Origin of the sequence: Thiothrix winogradskyi (assembly GCF_021650935.1) — a bacterium.
In the GTDB taxonomy this organism is placed as follows: domain Bacteria; phylum Pseudomonadota; class Gammaproteobacteria; order Thiotrichales; family Thiotrichaceae; genus Thiothrix; species Thiothrix winogradskyi.
In genome coordinates, this window is record NZ_CP091244.1 from 2848519 (window position 1) to 2868638 (window position 20120).

Annotated in this window: 15 protein-coding genes; 8 read left to right on the forward strand and 7 right to left on the reverse strand. The window is 48.0% G+C overall.

What is annotated here, in order from left to right:
- Nucleotides 1–28: 28 nt before the first annotated feature.
- Nucleotides 29–1882 carry a protein translocase subunit SecD gene (gene secD / locus L2Y54_RS14400; protein WP_236497021.1) on the forward strand — a complete coding sequence of 618 codons (1854 nt, stop codon included), beginning with the start codon at nucleotides 29–31 and terminating at the stop codon, nucleotides 1880–1882.
- A gap of 11 nt (nucleotides 1883–1893) precedes the next feature.
- Nucleotides 1894–2844 (forward strand): protein translocase subunit SecF, encoded by a 951-nt coding sequence (gene secF, locus L2Y54_RS14405; protein ID WP_236497022.1) that lies wholly within the window; start codon nucleotides 1894–1896, stop codon nucleotides 2842–2844.
- Between the two features lie 58 nt (nucleotides 2845–2902).
- On the opposite strand, the gene L2Y54_RS14410 is transcribed toward secF, so the two are convergent.
- Both L2Y54_RS14410 and L2Y54_RS14415 read right to left on the reverse strand, forming a co-directional pair.
- Nucleotides 2903–8275 carry a DUF7379 domain-containing protein gene (locus L2Y54_RS14410; protein ID WP_236497024.1) on the reverse strand — a complete coding sequence of 1791 codons (5373 nt, stop codon included), beginning with the start codon at nucleotides 8273–8275 and terminating at the stop codon, nucleotides 2903–2905.
- Nucleotides 8276–8303: 28 nt separating this feature from the next.
- The gene (locus L2Y54_RS14415; RefSeq protein WP_236497025.1) at nucleotides 8304–9626 is read right to left on the reverse strand and encodes an ATP-binding protein; all 1323 of its coding nucleotides are present in this window, start codon (nucleotides 9624–9626) and stop codon (nucleotides 8304–8306) included.
- 156 nt (nucleotides 9627–9782) lie between these two features.
- On the opposite strand from L2Y54_RS14415, the gene L2Y54_RS14420 reads away from it, so the two are divergent.
- From L2Y54_RS14420 to vapC, 6 genes are all read left to right on the forward strand, one after another.
- Nucleotides 9783–10352, forward strand: a complete 570-nt coding sequence (locus L2Y54_RS14420) for a Uma2 family endonuclease (protein ID WP_236497027.1) — start codon at nucleotides 9783–9785, stop codon at nucleotides 10350–10352.
- On the forward strand, nucleotides 10345–10707 hold the full coding sequence (locus L2Y54_RS14425; protein WP_236497028.1) for a septal ring lytic transglycosylase RlpA family protein: 363 nt from the start codon (nucleotides 10345–10347) through the stop codon (nucleotides 10705–10707). The genes L2Y54_RS14420 and L2Y54_RS14425 overlap by 8 nt, the downstream gene beginning before the upstream one ends.
- Before the next feature lie 85 nt (nucleotides 10708–10792).
- On the forward strand, nucleotides 10793–11050 hold the full coding sequence (locus tag L2Y54_RS14430; protein WP_236497030.1) for a type II toxin-antitoxin system ParD family antitoxin: 258 nt from the start codon (nucleotides 10793–10795) through the stop codon (nucleotides 11048–11050).
- Complete coding sequence (locus L2Y54_RS14435) at nucleotides 11047–11277, forward strand: type II toxin-antitoxin system RelE/ParE family toxin (protein ID WP_236497031.1); 231 nt, start codon at nucleotides 11047–11049, stop codon at nucleotides 11275–11277. The genes L2Y54_RS14430 and L2Y54_RS14435 overlap by 4 nt, the downstream gene beginning before the upstream one ends.
- Before the next feature lie 95 nt (nucleotides 11278–11372).
- Nucleotides 11373–11570, forward strand: coding sequence for a type II toxin-antitoxin system VapB family antitoxin (locus L2Y54_RS14440; protein ID WP_236497033.1), 198 nt, complete (start codon nucleotides 11373–11375; stop codon nucleotides 11568–11570).
- Nucleotides 11567–11968, forward strand: coding sequence for a type II toxin-antitoxin system VapC family toxin (gene vapC, locus L2Y54_RS14445; protein ID WP_236497035.1), 402 nt, complete (start codon nucleotides 11567–11569; stop codon nucleotides 11966–11968). Before L2Y54_RS14440 ends, vapC begins: the two co-directional genes overlap by 4 nt.
- A 26-nt stretch (nucleotides 11969–11994) precedes the next feature.
- Here the strand turns inward: vapC and L2Y54_RS14450 are convergent, their stop codons facing one another.
- The 5 genes from L2Y54_RS14450 to L2Y54_RS14470 are packed head-to-tail and all read right to left on the reverse strand — an operon-like array spanning nucleotide 11995 to nucleotide 20064.
- A complete protein-coding gene (locus L2Y54_RS14450) occupies nucleotides 11995–15093 on the reverse strand; it encodes an HsdR family type I site-specific deoxyribonuclease (RefSeq protein WP_236497036.1) in 3099 nt (1032 codons plus the stop codon).
- A gap of 29 nt (nucleotides 15094–15122) precedes the next feature.
- Nucleotides 15123–16322 carry an AAA family ATPase gene (locus tag L2Y54_RS14455; RefSeq protein WP_236497038.1) on the reverse strand — a complete coding sequence of 400 codons (1200 nt, stop codon included), beginning with the start codon at nucleotides 16320–16322 and terminating at the stop codon, nucleotides 15123–15125.
- 1 nt (nucleotide 16323) lies between these two features.
- Nucleotides 16324–17475 (reverse strand): restriction endonuclease subunit S, encoded by a 1152-nt coding sequence (locus tag L2Y54_RS14460; protein ID WP_236497039.1) that lies wholly within the window; start codon nucleotides 17473–17475, stop codon nucleotides 16324–16326.
- A complete protein-coding gene (locus L2Y54_RS14465; RefSeq protein WP_236497041.1) occupies nucleotides 17468–18520 on the reverse strand; it encodes a PDDEXK nuclease domain-containing protein in 1053 nt (350 codons plus the stop codon). Before L2Y54_RS14465 ends, L2Y54_RS14460 begins: the two co-directional genes overlap by 8 nt.
- A complete protein-coding gene (locus tag L2Y54_RS14470; protein ID WP_236497043.1) occupies nucleotides 18517–20064 on the reverse strand; it encodes a type I restriction-modification system subunit M in 1548 nt (515 codons plus the stop codon). The genes L2Y54_RS14465 and L2Y54_RS14470 overlap by 4 nt, the downstream gene beginning before the upstream one ends.
- Nucleotides 20065–20120 lie beyond the last annotated feature (56 nt).

The following is a 20120-nucleotide window of genomic DNA, read 5'->3' on the forward strand; positions in this document are numbered from 1 at the left end:
CTCCAACCCCACACGGAATCCTATAACAATGAATCGCTATCCACTCTGGAAGTACCTCATGATCGCAGTCGTACTGCTGATCGGGGTGATCTACTCTGTCCCCAACTTTTTTCCGTCTGAACCGGCGGTGCAGTTAAGCCCTAAAGTCGAACAGGCTATCGACCCGGCAACCATGCAACGCTTCGAGCAAGCATTACAGGCGCAAGGCTTAACCATTCGCGCCAGTGAGAACAACGGTCAACAAGCCTTGTTCCGCTTTGAAGACACCGATGTGCAACTCAAAGCGTCTGAAGCCTTGAAAGCAGCGGTCGGTGATCAGTTTGTGGTGGCGCTGAACCTTGCACCTTCCACCCCCAGTTGGTTACGCGCTTTGAATGCTAACCCCATGTTCTTAGGGTTGGACTTGCGCGGCGGGGTACATTTCCTCATGGAAGTGGACATGAAAGCGGCATTGGATAAGCAGATTAACCGCTACGAAGACGAATTCCGTGATTTCCTGCGCGAACAAGACATCAAATATCTGGGCATTGCCCGCGAAGGTGATACGGTACTGGCAAAATTCCGCGATGCCGCCAGCCGCGATGCCGCTATGGCAGCATTTGGCAAGGAATACCAGAATAGCCTGCAATTCACCGCACTGCCTGATACTAACGATTTGCAAGCCAGTATTTCGCAAACCGCGATGCTGGACATTCAAAAGTTTGCCCTGCAACAAAACATTACCACCCTGCGCAAACGGGTGAACGAACTGGGAGTAGCCGAGCCGGTTATCCAGCAACAAGGCGCTAACCGCATCGTGGTACAGCTCCCCGGTGTACAAGATACCGCCCGCGCTAAAGAAATTCTGGGTGCAACCGCCACCCTCGAATTCCGTTTGGTCGATGAGCAAAATGACCCGACACAAGCGCAACAAAGCGGGCGTGCACCCATTGGCTCACAGCTTTACAAAGAGCGTAGCGGCGACCCGATTCTGCTTAAACGCCAAGTGATGCTGACCGGCGATTTCATTATTGATGCCTCTTCTGGCTTTGATGAGAATAGCCGTCCGGCAGTACACATTACGCTTGATGGAAAAGGTGCTACCCGGTTCAACAAAGTAACCGGCGAAAACGTTCAAAAACTGATGGGCGTGGTCTTCATCGAAAACAAGATCGAGACCCAAGAAGTCGACGGGCAAATGGTTAAAACCAGCAAGACTACCCAAGAAGTTATCAACGTTGCCCGTATTCAGGAGCAATTGGGTAAACGTTTCCAGATCACTGGGCTAGATTCGCCGAAAGAAGCACGTGACCTTGCCTTATTGCTGCGGGCAGGTGCATTAGCCGCGCCGGTTTATATCGTGGAAGAACGCACCGTCGGCCCTAGCATGGGTAAAGAGAACATCGAAAAGGGCTTTAACTCCAATATTTGGGGGTTTGCTGCGGTGGTGTTGTTCATGGTGATTTACTACCGTGTTTTCGGCGTTATTTCCAGCTTAGCATTGGCTATTAACGGTTTCTTCCTGTTTGCGCTGCTTTCCATGATTCAAGCGACCCTGACCTTGCCGGGTTTGGCAGGTATCGCCTTGACGCTGGGTATGGCGATTGATGCCAACGTCTTGATTAACGAACGTATCCGCGAAGAACTGCGTGCAGGTGCCTCGCCACAAGCTGCTATTAATGTCGGCTATGAACGTGCCTGGGGTACGATTATCGACTCTAACTTGACCACATTGATTGCAGGTATTGCACTGTTTTTATTGGGTTCCGGCCCTGTCAAAGGCTTTGCCGTGGTGCTGTGCTTGGGGATTTTAACTTCCATGTTCAGCGCGGTAACGGTGTCACGGGCGATAGTTAATCTCGTCTACGGTTACAAACCACGTCTGCAAAAACTGGCGATTTAAGGGGCTATACCATGATTGAGTTTTTTTCACTTAAAAAAGTCATTCCGTTTATGCGGTATGGCAAAACCACGACGGCTATCTCGCTGGGAACGTTCTTGTTCTCGGTATTCTCGCTGTTTTTCTACGGTCTGAATCTGGGGGTTGACTTCACCGGCGGTACGGTGATGGAGGTGCGCTACGCGCAGGCTGCGCCTATCGACACCATTCGTGAAGCCATCAAAGCCACTGGCTATCATGAGGTAGCGGTGCAAAACTTTGGTTCGACCCAGGATGTATTGATCCGTTTGCCATTGAAAGAAGGCGTTTCCAGCGCTCAAGTCAGTGAGCAAATCATGGGGGTGCTGAAAACCAGCACACCGGATGTCACCCTTAGCAAAGTCGATTTCGTCGGCGGGCAAGTTGGGCAGGAGTTGTATGAAAACGGTGGTTTAGCCCTGATTTTAGTAGCGGCAGGCATCATTATTTACCTCGCATTTCGCTTTGAATGGCGTTTTGCGGTTTCCGCCACCGTTGCCAATATGCATGACGTGGTAATCATCCTTGGGTTATTTGCGTTCTTCCAATGGCAGTTTGACTTGACCGTATTGGCGGGTATTTTGGCAATACTGGGCTATTCCGTGAACGAATCGGTAGTGGTATTTGACCGGATTCGGGAAAATATCCGCACCATGCGTGATGAAACCATCTCGAACATTATCGACAGTGCGATTACCAGCACCATGTCGCGTACCATTATTACCCACTTGTCGACCCAAATCATGGTGTTTGCGATGTTGTGGTTTGGTGGCGAAGCCCTGCATAACTTCGCACTGGCACTGACTATCGGGATTATGTTTGGGATTTACTCATCAGTATTGGTAGCTTCGCCCTTACTGCTGATGTTAGGTCTTAAACGGGAACACATGATTCCCAAAGAGGACGAGAAAATGGAAGGGATGAATGCCGATGGTTCAATCGTCTAAATCCTAACCTGATGCAACCATGAAGCCCCCAACTTGGGGGCTTTTTTATGGCTATGGTTTAAATGACCAGTTTTTCCTCGATCTCCAATAACGCCATCACTACTGGGCGCAATGGCGGCTTAGCATCCTGAAACTCACCCAACATGGTGCGCAAGAAATCCAGATGTTCACGCACAAACCGTAATTGCCGAGGTGCTGCCCCGCGCCACACGGCTTGCACATAATCCGCCACCACTTTTTGCACCTGAGTGGTTTCGTGCAAACGGGCGCTGACCAAATAATGCAGCAGGCTGTATTCGGCTTGCGTAATCCCCGAACAAAACGACGCTGCCCCACGATTGCCTGACGTGACACATTGCCGCGCTTGCTCCAGCCAGTGCTTGAGTTCCTCCCGATCCAACTGTTGCACATGACCGCGCAAATAACGTACCACTTTGCACGTCAGCCAATTGATCAGCGGATACCCCGCCACCGTGTTGGTTTCCTGCAAGGCAAACTCATGCGCCCGCTGATAGGCTAACTCCATCTCACGCAAGGCATTCGCACGTTTGACGCCCGTTACCATTAATGCGCCACGTTTCCAGAATTTACCCACCTCTTCAAAACGTTGCAGGCTATTGCCCAAGCCATCCAGCAACTGGAGGGTTTTGAAACTGTCCGCCATCAATGCCGTGGGGGATACCGCCAGCCGCGATTCCGGTGGTGCTACCCTGCCCTGCACCCATGCCAATGCCAGCGAGGTTTGCAAACTCACTTTGTCTTCCAGCAAGATCACCGGGTAATCGGCTTGCGGCGAATCCAGTGCTGCCTGATACGCCTCCAGTGCCGGAATAAACATATCCAACTTGCCGTAAGCCCTGCCTAGGGCATACAAAATATCCGCGTGCGACAACCATTCTGCCGGAATCGCCCGGTGCAATTGCGGCAAGCGTTCCTGCAACCATTCAATGTCCCCCGCTTGTGCGGTGTCGGCGGCATGAATCAGGTTTTGCAACTCCGCCACCACTTCGACTTCTGCCACGAAGCGCCAGCTATCCAGCGTCTTGTCATCAATATGGCTATCAGGCTGGCGGCTCAACAATTTGTAATCCGGGTCGCCGTAACACTGATAAGCGCCCCACGTATTGCTTTGCGGGTATTGCTGCCAAGTTTCGCGCCGTGCCAACAAGGTCGCCATGCCAAACGTATGCCCTTGCAAGAGTGCTTGGTAACACTGCTCGGCAAACACTTGCGCCGCACTGTCATTAATCGCCCAGCCTGCCGCAATGACCGCCCGCACCCCCATGCGAATTAATTCCTGCGCCAAACTCGCCGCCAACTTGCTGCGGTCGCTGCTCACAGCGGTTTGTATCTCGGCACTCATGAAGTCCATTTGCGCGAGATGACAGCAATTGATGAACGCCAATTCTGGTACTTTGCGCATCTGCCCGATTTCGACCGGCGTGAGGAAAATGCCATCGCCCAACACCATGCCACTGACTTCAACATCGCTGTCAGGGTTAGAGCGGTAGCGGTACACCCCATGCCCTGCCAGGTGCAGCACCCGATAATCGCCGGTGTGCAGGGCTTTTAAAATGGCTTGCGAATCCGTGCCAATTTCGCGGGTCACGCTGCTGAAACCACTGGATTCCAGCAGGTTTGCCACGGTTTCAGCCTCCTGCCGGGCAGCAGGCAGGCGCACAAATTCGCCATTCACCGGCGGATCGCCAATCACCAATGCCGAACGTTCCAAAGGGTTGATCACGTGCTGGCGGTATTGCCCCACTTGTAGCTGACGTACCAACCCGAACCGCACCGCCAGCGGCTGGGATTCGTGGTCAAACCGGTTGTACAGCAATTCCCACGGGTAGGCAGACGCGGCACTATCCAACACCATCACCAAATTTTCAGCATTCGGCGCTTGCTCTTTCATTGCAGCGGGCAGCAATAACTCAAACAAAATCTTACCGGTATCCGGGTCATCCGCGCTGGAAGTAATCGCCTTGTCGATAAACTGATCCACCAACTTGCGCTGCGTGGCTTGCAATACCAACTCGGCACGCGCCTTATCGGTCAGCGCGGTATATTTCAAGCCCTCGGCATTCGCTTCCACTTGAATCCGCCGCCACCAACCGGGCGGATCGTTATACATCACCCGCCGCCGTTTCCCCGGCAAGCATTGCATCAGGCTCTTAACATTGAAATCGTTACAGAATTCCGGCGACAATACGAAATCTTGCACCAAACGCGCCGCTTCCACTGCCCGGTCTTCGTACAATTCGATGAATTCCACTACTTGTAAGCGCAGACGCAAGCCGCGTTCGCTCTTATCCAACGCCTGATTGGCACGCGCAATCGCCCGCAAAATCGCCGTAATCGAATCCGCCAAAGTCACACTGCCGCCGCCCACCGTTCCGATCAGCAAGGTCGCCACATGCACCGGCACGGTTTCCGTTTCTGCCTGCGAATTACTCGACAGGGTTTGCTCCAAAGCTTCGCGGATTTTCAGGGAATAAGCCATCATCGCACGGGTGAAACTGGCGGTTAACTCCCCAGCGGTCAGCTTGCCGACTTCACCCAAGCCCACAATTACCGCGCCCCCCGGTTTTTTCCCCGGATTCAGGAACACGTGTGACGTACCCAATTCGCCCGGATACAAGCCCATGCGATGCAGTTCCCCCAACCGCCCCTGCAAACGCTTATCCAGCAACGCTTCAGCACTGAGGATAGTATCCCCCGCGTAATGCCCGACCACCACCGGATACGCCACCTGTTCCAGATTGCCATGCACCACGCGCACTTCCACCGGCGGGCGCACTTCTTCCTGCGTCATGCGCGTATGGTAGCCCAAAGCAGCCGCCAGCAATTCCTGTTCATCGGGAAACAATTCGCGGCGAATCGTCGGCAACCACTCCCCCGTTGCCTTGCCAATGGCAGGTGGCTGGGTTGCCAATTGCCGCGACACCCCATCGTCCAGCAAATATTGCAAGGTCTGAAAATGCTCGCTGTGGCTGGCCATGCGCCCGTGTTCGACCGGCAAATACCAGGTTGGCAATTTCGCGGGCAATTCCGCCCACAAGCTCACCCCATCCCCCGCACCACTGGCATGAAAACGCCAGCCACCTTGGTATTCCGCCACATCATCCGGCGTCAGGCTGGATTTACCGTACAGATACAGCAGGCGTTGCGTATCCAGTTCCACCGCACGTAACTGTTCACGCACCCGCCGCGCATCCGCCAGCAAATGGCGGGCAGGCCAGTTGTGAAACGCATCCCCCAGCAAGGTTTGCCAACGTGCTTCGTGCAAATACGCCGCAGGCAACAATTCCAGCACGCCGGGGTAACGCGCAAACTGCTGTGCCAAAGCCTTGGCTTCGCGCTCATCCACTTGCCCATCGAGCAGATTCAACAGGCTCAGCAAGCGGTGTTGCCCCAGCAATAATTGCACCGCCGCATACGTCCCCTGCAAGGGCGTACCCAGCATCACCACACGGCAATCCGCCTCTTCGCGCAAGCGTTGCCACAGTTTGGGCGCTTCGCTCATCAACGCCAGCGCCACCAAGCCCCCGCCGGAATGCGCCAGCAAGCGCACGACCAGTTTGCTATTGCTGGCTTTGGCTTGATCCAGCTCCTGTTCCAGTGCATCCGCCAGCCGCCGCCCCGCTTCCGCAAACGAACGCCGCCAGTCGTAGGCAAATTCCACCAGCGTATGACTAGCCGCTAACATCGTGAGCAGCGGGCGATACGGCGCTTCCAACACGCCGTCGGCTTGCACCCCAGCACTGTCAATTTGCAGGCGCGAAAAATCCCCCCAACTCAATGCCGACATATCCAGCCAGATGGGTGTACCGTTGATTTGCAGCGTAGACCCCATGAAACCGGGCAGAAAATACACGGTGCTGCGCTTGGCTTTTTGCGCATGACGACCAGACCGCGCCGCCGGACGCGCCACCGGGGTATCGGTCAGCAGCGGACGCAAGCGCAAATCGGTATCCGGGTGTTGCAAGGCACTGAGCAAACGGTCGCGCACTTCACCTTTACGAAAATAATTGAAGTGGCTACTGTCATCGCCCTGATCCAGATAAAAGCGCATCCCCCGCAAGCGCCGCACCCCACCGTACATTCCGGCAGTATTCACCACGAAATCATTTTCTTCGCCGAAAAAGCGTTGCGTCACCCATTCCTTAAAATGCCCTAGGATAGTCGACGCCCGCATTTCCCCCGAAATCACGGTGATGTCAGAATCGAGTTGCACATCCGGGCGATTCAGCAAGCGCACTAAGGGGGAGGCGGGCATCATCGCTTCCAAGCCCGGCAGTTCTTGCGGGTCGGTACGTTTGCGGGCTGTTGCCATCAACACCATGCGCACAAATTCCGCTATCATCTGCAAACGCGGGGAAGGAATAAAGCTCAATACATTGAAGATCACTGACAGATTGTCTTCAAGCCGTTCCGACGCTAACACCGTGCCACGCCCCGGACACGCGACCCGTGCAAAGCGCTCCACCTTAATGTGTTTTTCACTCAGCAAAGTGGCAATTTCCTGCAAGCCTTGCAGATCATGCTGTCGCGCCTGATGCGCGAATGGCTGGAGTTCTGCCTTGGAGAAAATTTCTTCGCTTTCCAGAAATTTATCAGCGGAATCACGAGTTTTACGCTGCAACACGCCTTGACACAGCAATTCCCCCACCAAGCCACCGCGTGAATGGCTAATCAAGTGCAAGCGCGTGTGCGGTGGCAATAAGCGCAACACTTGCAACGCATTGTGCACCGGGCTGACGGTGAGGGTGTGGTGTTCCAGCGTGAACACTTGCTGACCATACGGCGCGAACAAACGTTGTAACCAAGCGGTGGCGTTGTAGCCTTGGCGTGATTCCCACAATTCGCCGAAACTGCCATCGGTGCTGGAAAATGTGCCGTGCAAAAACAGCAATACCGGCTTGCTAGTATCAATGTCTCCGGCTTGCGTGACCAATTCCAGCGTCAATTGATCGGTGTTATGGCAGCGATACACACCCGGTTGCGGAATTTTGCGAGTTTCCAGCTTGTCGATTAACACCTCAGATAAAGCATCGCTCATATCGCTGACTGGATCGACGTTCAGTACCCGCAGAAATTTCAATACCAACCCGACCACACCGCGCTGGTTACTCACGTCAAAACTGGCGGGCGTCAGCATGAATTCATTGCCGGTCGAGCGGCTGGTTTCCTCGCGGGCTTGCGCCCGTAATTCACCCGCCCGCACCCAGCGTTTGAACCCGCCTTCAAATTCGAGTTCGACTAAGGTGTCAGCGTCAAGGTTATTGAGTGCGACACTGTTACCGCCACTGCGCAAAGCTTCCAGCGACACTTCTTGCTGGCAGGTAATGGTCAGAATATCGGCAAAATCGCCATGTGTTTTGAGTGGAAAGTCTTGCCCGGTTAACTTGCCACTGATCTTGATGGATTCCATGCGTCCCCCGCATTATTTTTCGGCCTGCCTATTGTTTAGTACAAAACGGGGGGTTATACAATAGGAAACGCCATGCGGGGATGACGTCGATAATGCCAGCGTCAAGCACGATGCGTTCCTCTTCATGGCGCGTCACGATAATACCCCTGGGCAAATTCAATTCCACCATTGCCTCTTCCAGTGCCGCGATTTCACGCTTGCGGGTGGTCGGGCTTGCCAGTGATTCACACACTTGCACCAATAGCCGAGGATGGTCTTGCCACTGGGCAATGAAATCCACTTCGCGCCCGCCTTTGGTTTTGTAGTAGAAAATAGCGGGGGTCAGGCGGCGCAGAGTGATGAACACCAGATTTTCGAGCAAATGCCCCGCATTAACCAAAATCCCCGATGCGACCGACGTGACCATGGCATGGTCGATACAATAAATCTTTTTCGGGTTAGCGTTCGCCCGGCTCAGCGAAGCATCAAACAGGCGCACGGTAAACAGAAAATAAGCATCTTCAAACCATTCCAAGTAATCAGCCACTGCTGACTGAGGGGCTTTATGCCCTAAGGATTTCAAATACCCTGTTAGCTTGTTCAAGGAATACAGGGAGGCGGTATTGTCGATCAGCCAATGCGCCAAATCCGTCACCGCTTTGGGGTGAGAAATATTATGGCGTTCCACCAGATCACGGAACAGCACCGCATGGAAATATTCCTGATGAATCTTGATCCGCAAGCGCCGCTCCAAACCCGCGACTTCGGGGAAACCACCCGCTGCCCAATATTGTTCGAAAGCATTTTGTACGAACAAGCGCTGTTTGGTGGAAAGCAGCCCATCGCCCGCATCCACCCTCAGATAATCCAGATATTCGCGGAAGGAAAACGGGAATACCTCCCATGACAACGCCCTGCCACGCATTTGGGTAGCGATTTCCTTGGAAAGCATTCGCGCTGACGAACCCGTGATGTACACCTCACAGTTTTCGGTACGCATCAGCCGATCCACAAACGGTTCCCAGCCTTCAATCGCCTGAATTTCGTCGAAAAAACAGTACACCTTTTCGCTGTTTTTCTTGGCAGGATAGAGCGCGTAATACGCATCCAAAATCACGCCCAAGCCGCTTTGCTGAAGTCCGTGCAGACGGTCATCGAAAAAGTTCAGGTAGAGGATATTTTGGCGCGAGACACCGCTATCTAGCAGCTTTTGTATCAGTTGCGACATGAAGGTTGATTTGCCGCTGCGACGCACGCCGATGCAGACCGTAGCCTTGCCTTGAACGGGTGTGACATCCAAACGGCGCGGTATGCCGGAGAACAACTCAAGATCTTGAAAGTCTAAGAGTATTTCTTGAAGGATTGTAATCATGTTGTGGTTCTCCCGCCCGAATGCCTGTCAGCTATCGCAAAATCATTCATAATTATGAGTGATTTCATGAAAAAGTGTTAATTTATTTTAGCACTTTCGCCATATATCAATACCGTGCTAGATTTGATGGAAATCACCAACAGGAAACCCCCCGCAGTGGAAGCCCTAAAACTCAAAACCGTCGATGACTTGCTTGCTGCCAGTGTAGAACGCATCGAATTGATGAACGGGGAGCTGATTAAACGCCCAATGGCACGCTCGGAACATGCGCTGGTGCAATCGGGTTTGTCAGATGAAACCCTTCCCTTCAAACGCAAAAGTAGCAGCGGCGGCTGGTGGATCATGACTGAAATCAGTGTTCGCTATACTGAAAATCATTGCCCTACACACGATTTGGCGGGGTGGCGTAAAGAGCGCGTCCCAGCCCGTCCAACCGGTATCATGGAAACCTTGCCCGATTGGGTGTGCGAAATCACTTCACCGGGGCATGAGCGCAAAGACCTGTTCACCAACTTCATGGCACTGCAACGCTACCAAGTACCGTTTTACTGGGTCATCTCGCCGGAAGACCGCACCCTGATCGCTTATCAATTGGTGGGGGAACATTACCATGTGGTGTTTTCGGTGGAATGTGCCACGGCAGAACAGGTTAAGGCAGCGCGGATACCGCCGTTTGAGGAAAGTGGAATTGACTTGGGGTATGTGTTCTTTGGAAACCATGAATAAATCCAGTATTTTGCCGTTACTGGCCTGCTGCTTTCTGGTCGCTTGCCAGACGCTTGGCACGGGAACGGGGATGGCAGGCAAGGCTTCGTACTATGCGCAGCAATACCACGGTCGCCCGACTGCCAGCGGTGAACCGTACAATATGTATGCGATGACTGCCGCTCACCCCAGCTTGCCTTTCGGCACGTTGCTGCGTGTGACTAACTTGCAAAACGGACGTTCTGTTGTTGTGCGGGTGAATGATCGAGGGCCTTACAAAGCGGGGCGGGTTGTTGATGTGTCGTTGGCGGCGGCGGAACAGCTTGGGCTGATACTGCCGGGTACGGCGGAGGTGCGCTTGGAAGTGGTGCGATAACGATATTTAGCCAATAATCACGCAATTATTGCCAATAGTTGCCAATAATCCTAAAATTCATGAAAACCTTGATGGAGTTTCGGCAATGGCAACCTTGAATATTTCTCTTCCTGACCAGTTGCGTGACTGGATAAGCACACAAATCACCTCCGGGCGTTATTCCAGCGCCAGCGATTACCTACGGGATTTAATCCGCAATGACCAGCGTGTGCTAATGCAGGATTCGCAATGGCTTGCCAACCATTTACAGGCTCGGATGGCAACACCGGATGAGGCGTTTGTGGAAATCAACGCTGCGGATGTGAAAGCGCGGGTACGCAAGCAACTGGACAACCCGGCATGACGTTGCTGTATACCTTTCACCCGCTGGCAGATGCCAAACAGGATGAGATCTGGCACTACACCTACCAGCAATGGGGAATGCAGCAGGCGGACAAGTACATTGATGGTCTGCACGCAATCTTGCAAACCGTTGCCGAGAACATCAAACATCCCAAGGTTCGGGCATTACCGCCAGAAGTGGTTACGGGTGTCTTTTTCGCGCATTACGGCAAGCATTACGTGTGGTGAATTCCAGCAAGTCGGAAACCATAAAAAACCATTTACCGCCCCCCCCCCATTCCAATAGAATGTGTATCATCACAAACAACCATACACATGAAGCTATGCGAACCAATATCGTCATTGATGAAACGCTGATGCGTGATGTCCTCCAAGCAACGGGGCTGCAAACCAAGCGTGAAGCCGTGGAACGCGGTCTGCAACTGCTGTTACGCCTTGCGCGGCAAGCTCGTATCCGTGAATTTCGCGGAAAACTGCACTGGGAAGGCAACTTGGATGAAATGCGCGTGGATAAGCCATGATCTTTGTCGATTCCAGCGTATGGATTGATTATTTCAACGGAAAATCAACCCCGCAAAGTGACTGGCTCGACTACTTGCTCGGCACACAACCCATTGCAACTGGAGAACTTGTCTTAACCGAAGTGTTGCAAGGTTTCAAACAAGACAAAGAGTACGCCCAAGCCAAAGAACTGCTGTTGACACTGGATTATTTCACCATGCTCGACCAGTCCATCGCCCTAAAAAGTGCCGACAACTTTCGGGCTTTGCGCAAGCGCGGTATTACCGTGCGTAAAACCATTGATGTGCTAATCGCCACCTTCTGCATCGAGAAAAACCTGCCACTGCTACAATCTGATGGTGATTTCACCCCGTTTCACGAACACTTTTCGTTAAGAAATGCCCTACCGGGTCACTAACCTTGATGGTTTGCCAAGCAACTGGATTAAATCATTCCCCCCACACCTTTAAATCTCTCAACAAAAGCAGCAATTTTTTGGAAAACACTTTGTTTTTTCGTTAAATATTTCGGATTAAGCGGACTCATTTTGGGAAGGATTGCATTTAGTTCCGTGCCATTTTCACTGGCATATTCTCGTTTTAACGATACCGTGATGTAACGCTTGGCGGCTTCCACATTCAGATTTTCCGAACTAATCAATTCATCTGCCTCACGTTGTTGTTCGGCCTGAGCAAAAGTAAAGAAAGCTTCAATAATACTAGGTTTGTCAAGAATGCTGTCCAAGTTGGTTTGATTAATAAAATCAACCAGCAAACTTTCTTTGGCACGATTACCAAGACTGGCACGAATTAAACGGCGTACTTCTTCGACCAATGCCGCCTTATCTTTTATTTTTTTATTATGTTCAAAAATTAACTCCAGAATATAATCAAGATTAATCTCTTGCGACTTAAGCAAATCCACCTCAAAAACCACATCATCCCAATCAAGGGTGGATGCTTCTTTTTCTTTGGTAGATTTTTCCCGTCGTAGCCAGTCGCGAATATCGTTATAGGTTGAACGGTAATCTTGAATAGCTCGCTCACTTGGAGTCGTAATCGCTTGCATTGCAGCTAAGTCGTCATCGTTTAAGTAATACTTAGCTTTAAATGCCTCCACCCTAGCAGGGTCGGTCATATCCACATTCTGCAAGGCTTTTAAGCCCGCAAACTCATCGTAGTTTTGCAAAACATTCTCGACACGTAAATATTCACCAAATAATTTAGCAAAATCTTTTTTATCTTTTTCTTTAACAATCTCATCAGGGTTTGGAAAGCGTTGTTGTAACTCTTCTACCACATCCAGAAAACCGCGACGAGCTTCACCAGTTGTCATATCAGTGAAGCCTTCCATGTATTCTTTATAGCTTTTCTCCAGAACCACGTTTTTGGTATTCTTGTCACCAAAGAGAGTAATAGCATCAACAGTAGCTTGTTCTAAATCACGGAAGGTAACGATATTGCCAAATGTTTTGGTCGCATCAAAAATACGATTAGTACGTGAGTAGGCTTGTATCAAGCCGTGGTAACGTAGCGTTTTATCCACGAATAAGGTGTTTAATGCAGGTGCGTCAAAGCCTGTCAGAAACATACCCACTACAATGATTAAATCAACCTCTTGGTTTTTTACTCGTTTTGCCAAATCACGGTAATAATTTTGAAACGCCTTGCTATCAACACCGTAATTGGTTTTAAAAATTGCGTTATAATCAGCAATTGCCGCACTTAAAAACTCCTTAGCACTGCTATCCATCGCGCTAGGTTCAAAGCTTTCATCCACAATATCGCCTACCGCATCTTGTTCTTCATTGGCGGCAAAAGAAAATATAGTGGCAATCTTAAGCGGTTTGTGACTGTCTTTCTGTAAATCCTTAAAGGCTTCATAATACGATTTGGCGGCATCCACACTGCTTACCGCAAACATAGCGTTAAAGCCTTTGCCGTTAGCCTGTAAGCGGTGGGTTTTTTGCTTGAAATTATTCAAAATGTATTGCGCAATTTCCCGGATGCGCTCAGGATGCAATAATGCGTGTTTATTTTCTGCTGCCGTGAGCTTTTTCTCGTCTTGTTCAGTTTCAATTGCCTTAAACTGTGGGCGTACATCATTGTAGTCCACTTTAAACTTCAATACTTTTTCATCACGAATGGCATCGGTAATCACATAAGAATGCAACTCACGCCCAAACACGCTGGCAGTTGTTTCTGCTCCCAAGGCATTTTGCGGAAAAATCGGCGTGCCTGTAAATCCGAACTGATAAAACTTCTTAAATTTTTTCTTTAAGTTCTTTTGGGCTTCACCGAATTGTGACCGGTGCGCTTCATCAAAAATAAACACCACTTGCTTGGTATAAATAGGCAAGTCGTTTTCATTTTTCATCAAGTTGTTCAGTTTTTGAATCGTGGTAACGATAATTTTATTATCATCTTTATCAAGATTTCGTTTTAGCCCTGCGGTACTCTCTGAACCATTGACACTATCGGGTGAAAAGCGTTGGTATTCCTTCATGGTTTGATAGTCGAGGTCTTTACGGTCAACCACAAAAAATACTTTATCAATAAACTCACGCTGAGTCGCTAACCTCGCTGCTTTAAAGCTGGTTAAAGTCTTACCCGAACCTGTTGTATGCCAAATGTAACCACCACTCTCTATATTGCTCCAGTTCTTTGCTTGATAACTGCTTTCTATTTTCCATAAAATACGTTCAGTCGCGGCAATTTGATAAGGGCGCATCACTAACAAAGTATCGCTTACATCAAAAACCGAATAATTTATCAGCACATTCAACAAGGTATTTTGTTGAAAAAAGGTAGTGGTGAAGTCTTTTAAGTCTTTTATCAGGGTATTGTCCGATCTTGCCCAGTTCATGGTGAAATCGAAACTGTTTTTATCGCGTTTAGTCGTATTGGAAAAATAACGGGTATCCGTGCCATTTGAAATCACAAAAAGCTGTAAATACTTAAATAGTGATTGTTCGGCATTAAAACTTTCTTTACTGTAGCGATGGACTTGATTAAATGCTTCTCGAATCGCCACACCACGTTTTTTTAGTTCAACTTGTACTAATGGCAAACCATTCACCAAAACAGTAACATCATAGCGATTAATATGCGTACCTTTTTGCTCAAACTGCCTAATAACTTGCACTTTGTTTCTGGCGATAGTTTTTTTATCCAATAGGTAAATATTTTGAATGTGCCCATCATCAAACACAAAATCATAAATGTAGTCATTATGAATTTTGCGGGTTTTGTCGATGCCATTATCACTAGGCTTGTCTAGGAACTCAATCACGAAGCGTTGCCATTCGCTGTCTAAAAACTGCATATTATTGAGGATTTGCAACTGTACTCGCACATTAGCCAGCATTTTTTCGTGAGTATTGAGATCACGCAGATACTCATAACCTTGGCTTTCCAAATCTTCGATAAACTCGCGCTCTAAGTCATATTCGCTTTGATAGCCTTCATTGACCTGTGAACACTTGGTGTACTTATCTAGCACGATGAAGCTATTCGACTCTGCAATGGTTTTATATTCTTTCATTTACTCATCCTCGAATAATACTTTTTCATTTAGCTAACAATCGACTTGAAACGATACGTTTCATTAAGTTGTCTCACCAAATATCCCAAAACACGCTTATCATCTTCCGTAAGCCCCGTAACTTCCTCACCAGCATGTTTAGAGTGACTGGAGATATTAATAACTCGCGCCTCATAAGGGTTGGGTCTTCCATCGTCGGTTTTAGGCAATAAGTCACCCCATTTTTCATAACCAAGAAAAGTGGATGTTTTTTCTAAAATATTTCTAATAAAATTGAAATGATATTTATGTAGCCGCCCTGTATTTATTGCTTTTTCAAGCTCAGACATTAAATAAAGATGATAAGAAAAAGGAGAGTCACTAGTTTGAATTACCAACTGATAACTTCCATCTTCTTGTTTTCCCAACCTATATTTCTCAAAAATTTTCTTTTTATAAGCTTTCGCCTTATCATCACTATTTAGTTCGTTATGTAATACGTTATAAAAAAGTGGGCTATGCGTAGTAACAATAAACTTAAGCCCAGAAGCATTTGACTTAATCAATTGCGCCAAATCTACTGCTAACTGAATCAAATGACCTTCATCCAGAGAACTCACTGGATCATCAATAAATATGTATTCCAGTTGATTAAATTGATCAGTCTCGCGCTCGTCAAGTTCAGCGACATTCAATACACTAATAACCTGCTCTAGCAGGCTATAAAATATACTCCAGATAAAGTTACTTTCTTCACCTTTTGAAATTTTGACATTCTCAGATCGTGCTTCATTACCGCGCTCGAAAGAAAATGTCACTTCAGAATAAGCAGGTACTTTAGATTCCTTGCCATCCTTATCTTTAATAACATATTCTTCGTTAAAACGTGGCGTTAATTTATCACTAGTGTAGCGTTGAAAATTAGTCGCAATATTGCGATCTTGACCTTGCTCTTCTAACACCCATCGAGTAAATGCATTAGGCTGAATTATCAATTTTGGCTCAACATCATGCTCTAAATCATTGTTCCAATAGAATAAATCCTCCGTAAACGCATTGTAGTAGAGAATTTTCTTTCGTGCTAATTCTGATGATTGCACATCTTCTTCACTATCAGTTTTCGGTGCTATTAACTGCTTAAACTCACGTGACAAGCGAGTTTTACCTGTGCCATTGAACGCATAAATCAAATGAACTTTTTTATCGGAAGCATTTAGCTCCTGTGCAACTTCTATTAATGATTTCCCCATACTATGCCCCTACCTCTGCCTTCGGAAAGCTCAACAACTTATCACGATAATACTCATATTGCTTCTGGCGCAACTCAATTTCACGCGGTAAACCCTCGGTAATCGAACTCGTGAGCGCATCAAACTTATCCAAAATCCCAACAATCCGCTCTTGTTCGATGATAGGTGGTATTGGAATTTTCATCTTTCTTAAATTATCATTATAAAGACGTTGTATCGTCCCGCCTTCAGCTATATTCCAATTTGCAATTGAATAAAAATAAAACAAGTATTTATTCAATGCTAATGTTTCATTGTTTTCAATCCAAATAATATTACTGTCTTGGAAATAAGACTCTCCGCCATCAAATATAACAGTTCTGCCAATCGTGCCACTGGCTGAAATTAAAACCTCCCCAATTTTCGGATAACTATACTTTGACCTATATTCCTCAAATAATTTTCTTGGGATGAATGCATCTGGCTCCTTACCAAATGTGCCAATCTTATAAAATGGAATATCTCCTTTAGATGACGTTTGTTCTTTTAAAATTCTTTTACACATGCGAACTTCGCCAATTTCCGCTAATGTCTTCCACTCCGCATCGCCTTCTTCAAAACTCAACAACTGATCACGATAGTAGTTGTATTGTTTTTTCCGCATATTAAGCTCGGCGGTAAGCTCGGTGGTAACAGCGGTAAATGCGTCCAAAATACGCACTATTTCGGTCTGAATGTGAAGGGGGGGGATGGGGATTTCTTTTTTTGAAAAATTGCTAATCCATTGACGTTTGTGATCACCGTCAACTAATTCACTAGGTAATGTGTTCAACCAATAAAAAATGTATTTTGATAAGGTTTCAGACTCATTTACTGATTTAATCATCTTCATTGCTGAAGATTTAGCCTTGAAATCAAAATCAACCCACTTATTTGCTGTTGTAAAATCATCAAAAATAATGACTGGCGATTCTGATGCTTTGTAAATTCCATCAGTTTCATCTGTGTAGCCAAGTATGAAGGTTTTGCCAGCAGTCAATACTGGGATTTCAAAATCCTCAAAATAATTAGTTGATTTAACGAGATATTTTGTCGGCTGCTCATATTCCGATACACTCCCCAATGCTTTCCATTCCACATCAATGCCTTTGAGCAGGTCTAGGATATTACTCATATTGCGTCCCCTGCATTTCTTGTAATTCGCGCTCGATAGCTTCGATGCTAGGCAATTGACTTTGCAGATCGGTAGGCAAGGATTCCAATAGTTTGTATTCGGCAATGCCCATTGGTTGGGACTTGTCCCCCAATGCGTATTCAGCAACTACTTTGTCCTTGCTTTTACATAATAGCAAGCCAATCGTCGCGCTGTCTTGTTCAGCTTTGACTTGTCTATCTACCGCTGTCATGTAAAAACCCAATTGCCCCAAGTGTTCCGGTTTGAACTTTCCCGCCTTAAGCTCAATCACCACATAGCAACGCAATTTGAGGTGATAAAACAATAGGTCGATAAAAAACTCCTCCTCACCGACTTGCAATAAGACTTGTCGACCCACAAAAGCAAAGCCCGCACCGAGTTCTAACAAAAATTGCGTCACATGCTGAACCAATGCACCTTCAATTTCCCGCTCTTGTGCGGCATCGGTTAAACCTAAAAAATCGAACCGATAAGGGTCTTTGATGGATTCACGTGCAAGGTCAGAATCTGGTTTTGGCAGGCTTTGCTCAAAATTGGTAATGGCTTTGCCTTGGCGTTCGATTAAGCGTGTTTCGATGTGCATCACCATCACATTACGTGACCAGTTGTATTCTATGGCTTTACGCACATACCAGTAACGCGCCTCCCTGTCGTCTAGCTTGTCTAACAGCGTGAGGTGATGATACCAAGGTAATTGTGCAAGCACCTCTTGCACAATTGTTGGATCTTGCCATGCTCCGGCAAACGCCCGCATGTACTTTAAGTTACGTGGTGAAAATCCCTTCATGTTTGGGAATGCAATACGCAGGTCGTGAGCCAGCCGCTCGATGACCTTTGCACCCCAGCCTTGTGCTGACTGCCGCGTCAGGATGTCATGACCAATCTGCCAGTAAAGCAGCACCAATTCCCGATTTACCGACAGCGTAGCCCGTTGTTGAGCGGTGTGAATGCGTTGCTTTAGTTCATTTAGCCACTCAGTATATTGCTGTGGCATCAACTCTAAGGCTATATTTTTCTCATTCATGCTGCCCCCTCAATCTCTGCAACAATGGCATCAATATCAGCACGTAAACGGTCAATCTTCGCCACCGTGATTTTCAACTTGGCATTGATATAGGCAATATCAATCACATCGCGGGTGTCTTTGGCTTCCACGTAAGAGCTGACTGATAGGTTATAGTCATTAGCGACTACTGCGCCATAGTCCACGGATTTGGCAAAATGGGCGACTTCATCCTTGCTATCGAATGCCTGCATGATTTGCTCAATATGTTCATGGGTGAGCGTATTGTTATTAGTTTCTTTTTTAAACAGACTGCTGGCATCAATAAACTGGGTTTTGGTGTCGGTTTTGTGTTTGGAAAGCACCAAGATATTGACGGCAATGGACGTGCCAAAAAATAAATTGGCGGCTAAAGCAATCACGGTTTCAACGTAGTTATTATCCACCAAATATTGGCGAATTTTCTGCTCCGCGCCACCTCGGTAAAAAATACCGGGGAAGCAAACAATCGCCGCCCGCCCTTTGCCGGATAAATAACTTAAGCAATGCAATACAAAGGCAAAGTCAGCTTTGGATTTGGGGGCTAACACACCAGCAGGGGCAAAGCGTTCATCATTGATTAGAGTTGGGTCGTCGCTGCCAATCCAGTTCACCGAATATGGCGGGTTAGACACAATCGCGTCAAAGGGTTTTTCATCACCAAAATGAGGGTCTAACAGCGTGTTACCCAACGCCACATGGAACTTGTCGTAATTGATGTTGTGCAAAAACATATTCATACGCGCAAGGTTATAGGTGGTGTGGTTGATTTCCTGCCCGAAGAAACCCTCTTCGATGATATGAGCATCAAAGTGTTTTTTAGCCTGCAACAACAACGAGCCTGAACCAGCAGCGGGGTCGTAAATTTTATTGACGGTCTTTTGCCCGTGCATCGCCAGTTGTGCAATAAGCTTGGATACGTGTTGCGGGGTGAAAAACTCACCGCCTGATTTGCCAGCATTGGCGGCATAATTGGAGATCAAGAACTCGTAGGCATCACCGAACAAGTCGATCTGATTATCCTGAAAATGACCAAAACGCAGTCCTGCCACCCCCTTCAAGACAGAGGCTAAACGGCTGTTTTTTTCGGTAACGGTGTTGCCTAGGCGGTTGCTGGTGGTATCAAAATCGGCAAACAAGCCTTTAATATCATCTTCGGATGGGTAGCCATTCGCCGAACTTTCAATGGCGGAAAAGATAGCAGCTAAATCGGTATTCAGGTTGGGATTATTGTTGGCATTGGTGGCAACGTTTACGAACAACTGGCTAGGGTAGATGAAATACCCTTTGGTTTTAATGGCATCGTCTTTGATTTCTAAGGTAATGACATCATCTGCGAGTGCGGCATAATTCACACTTTCATCATCGCCCTCAAGGTAACTGGCAAAGTTTTCACTAATGAACCGATAGAACAACGTGCCTAACACATACTGTTTAAAGTCCCAGCCATCGACGGAGCCACGCACCTCGTTGGCAATTTGCCAAATTTGGCGTTGCAGTTCGGCGCGTTGTTGGGTACTTGTCATCGTAAAATCCTTTTTAGTAGGCTTTGAAAAGTCATCAGCTCATAAGCAGTTAGCAT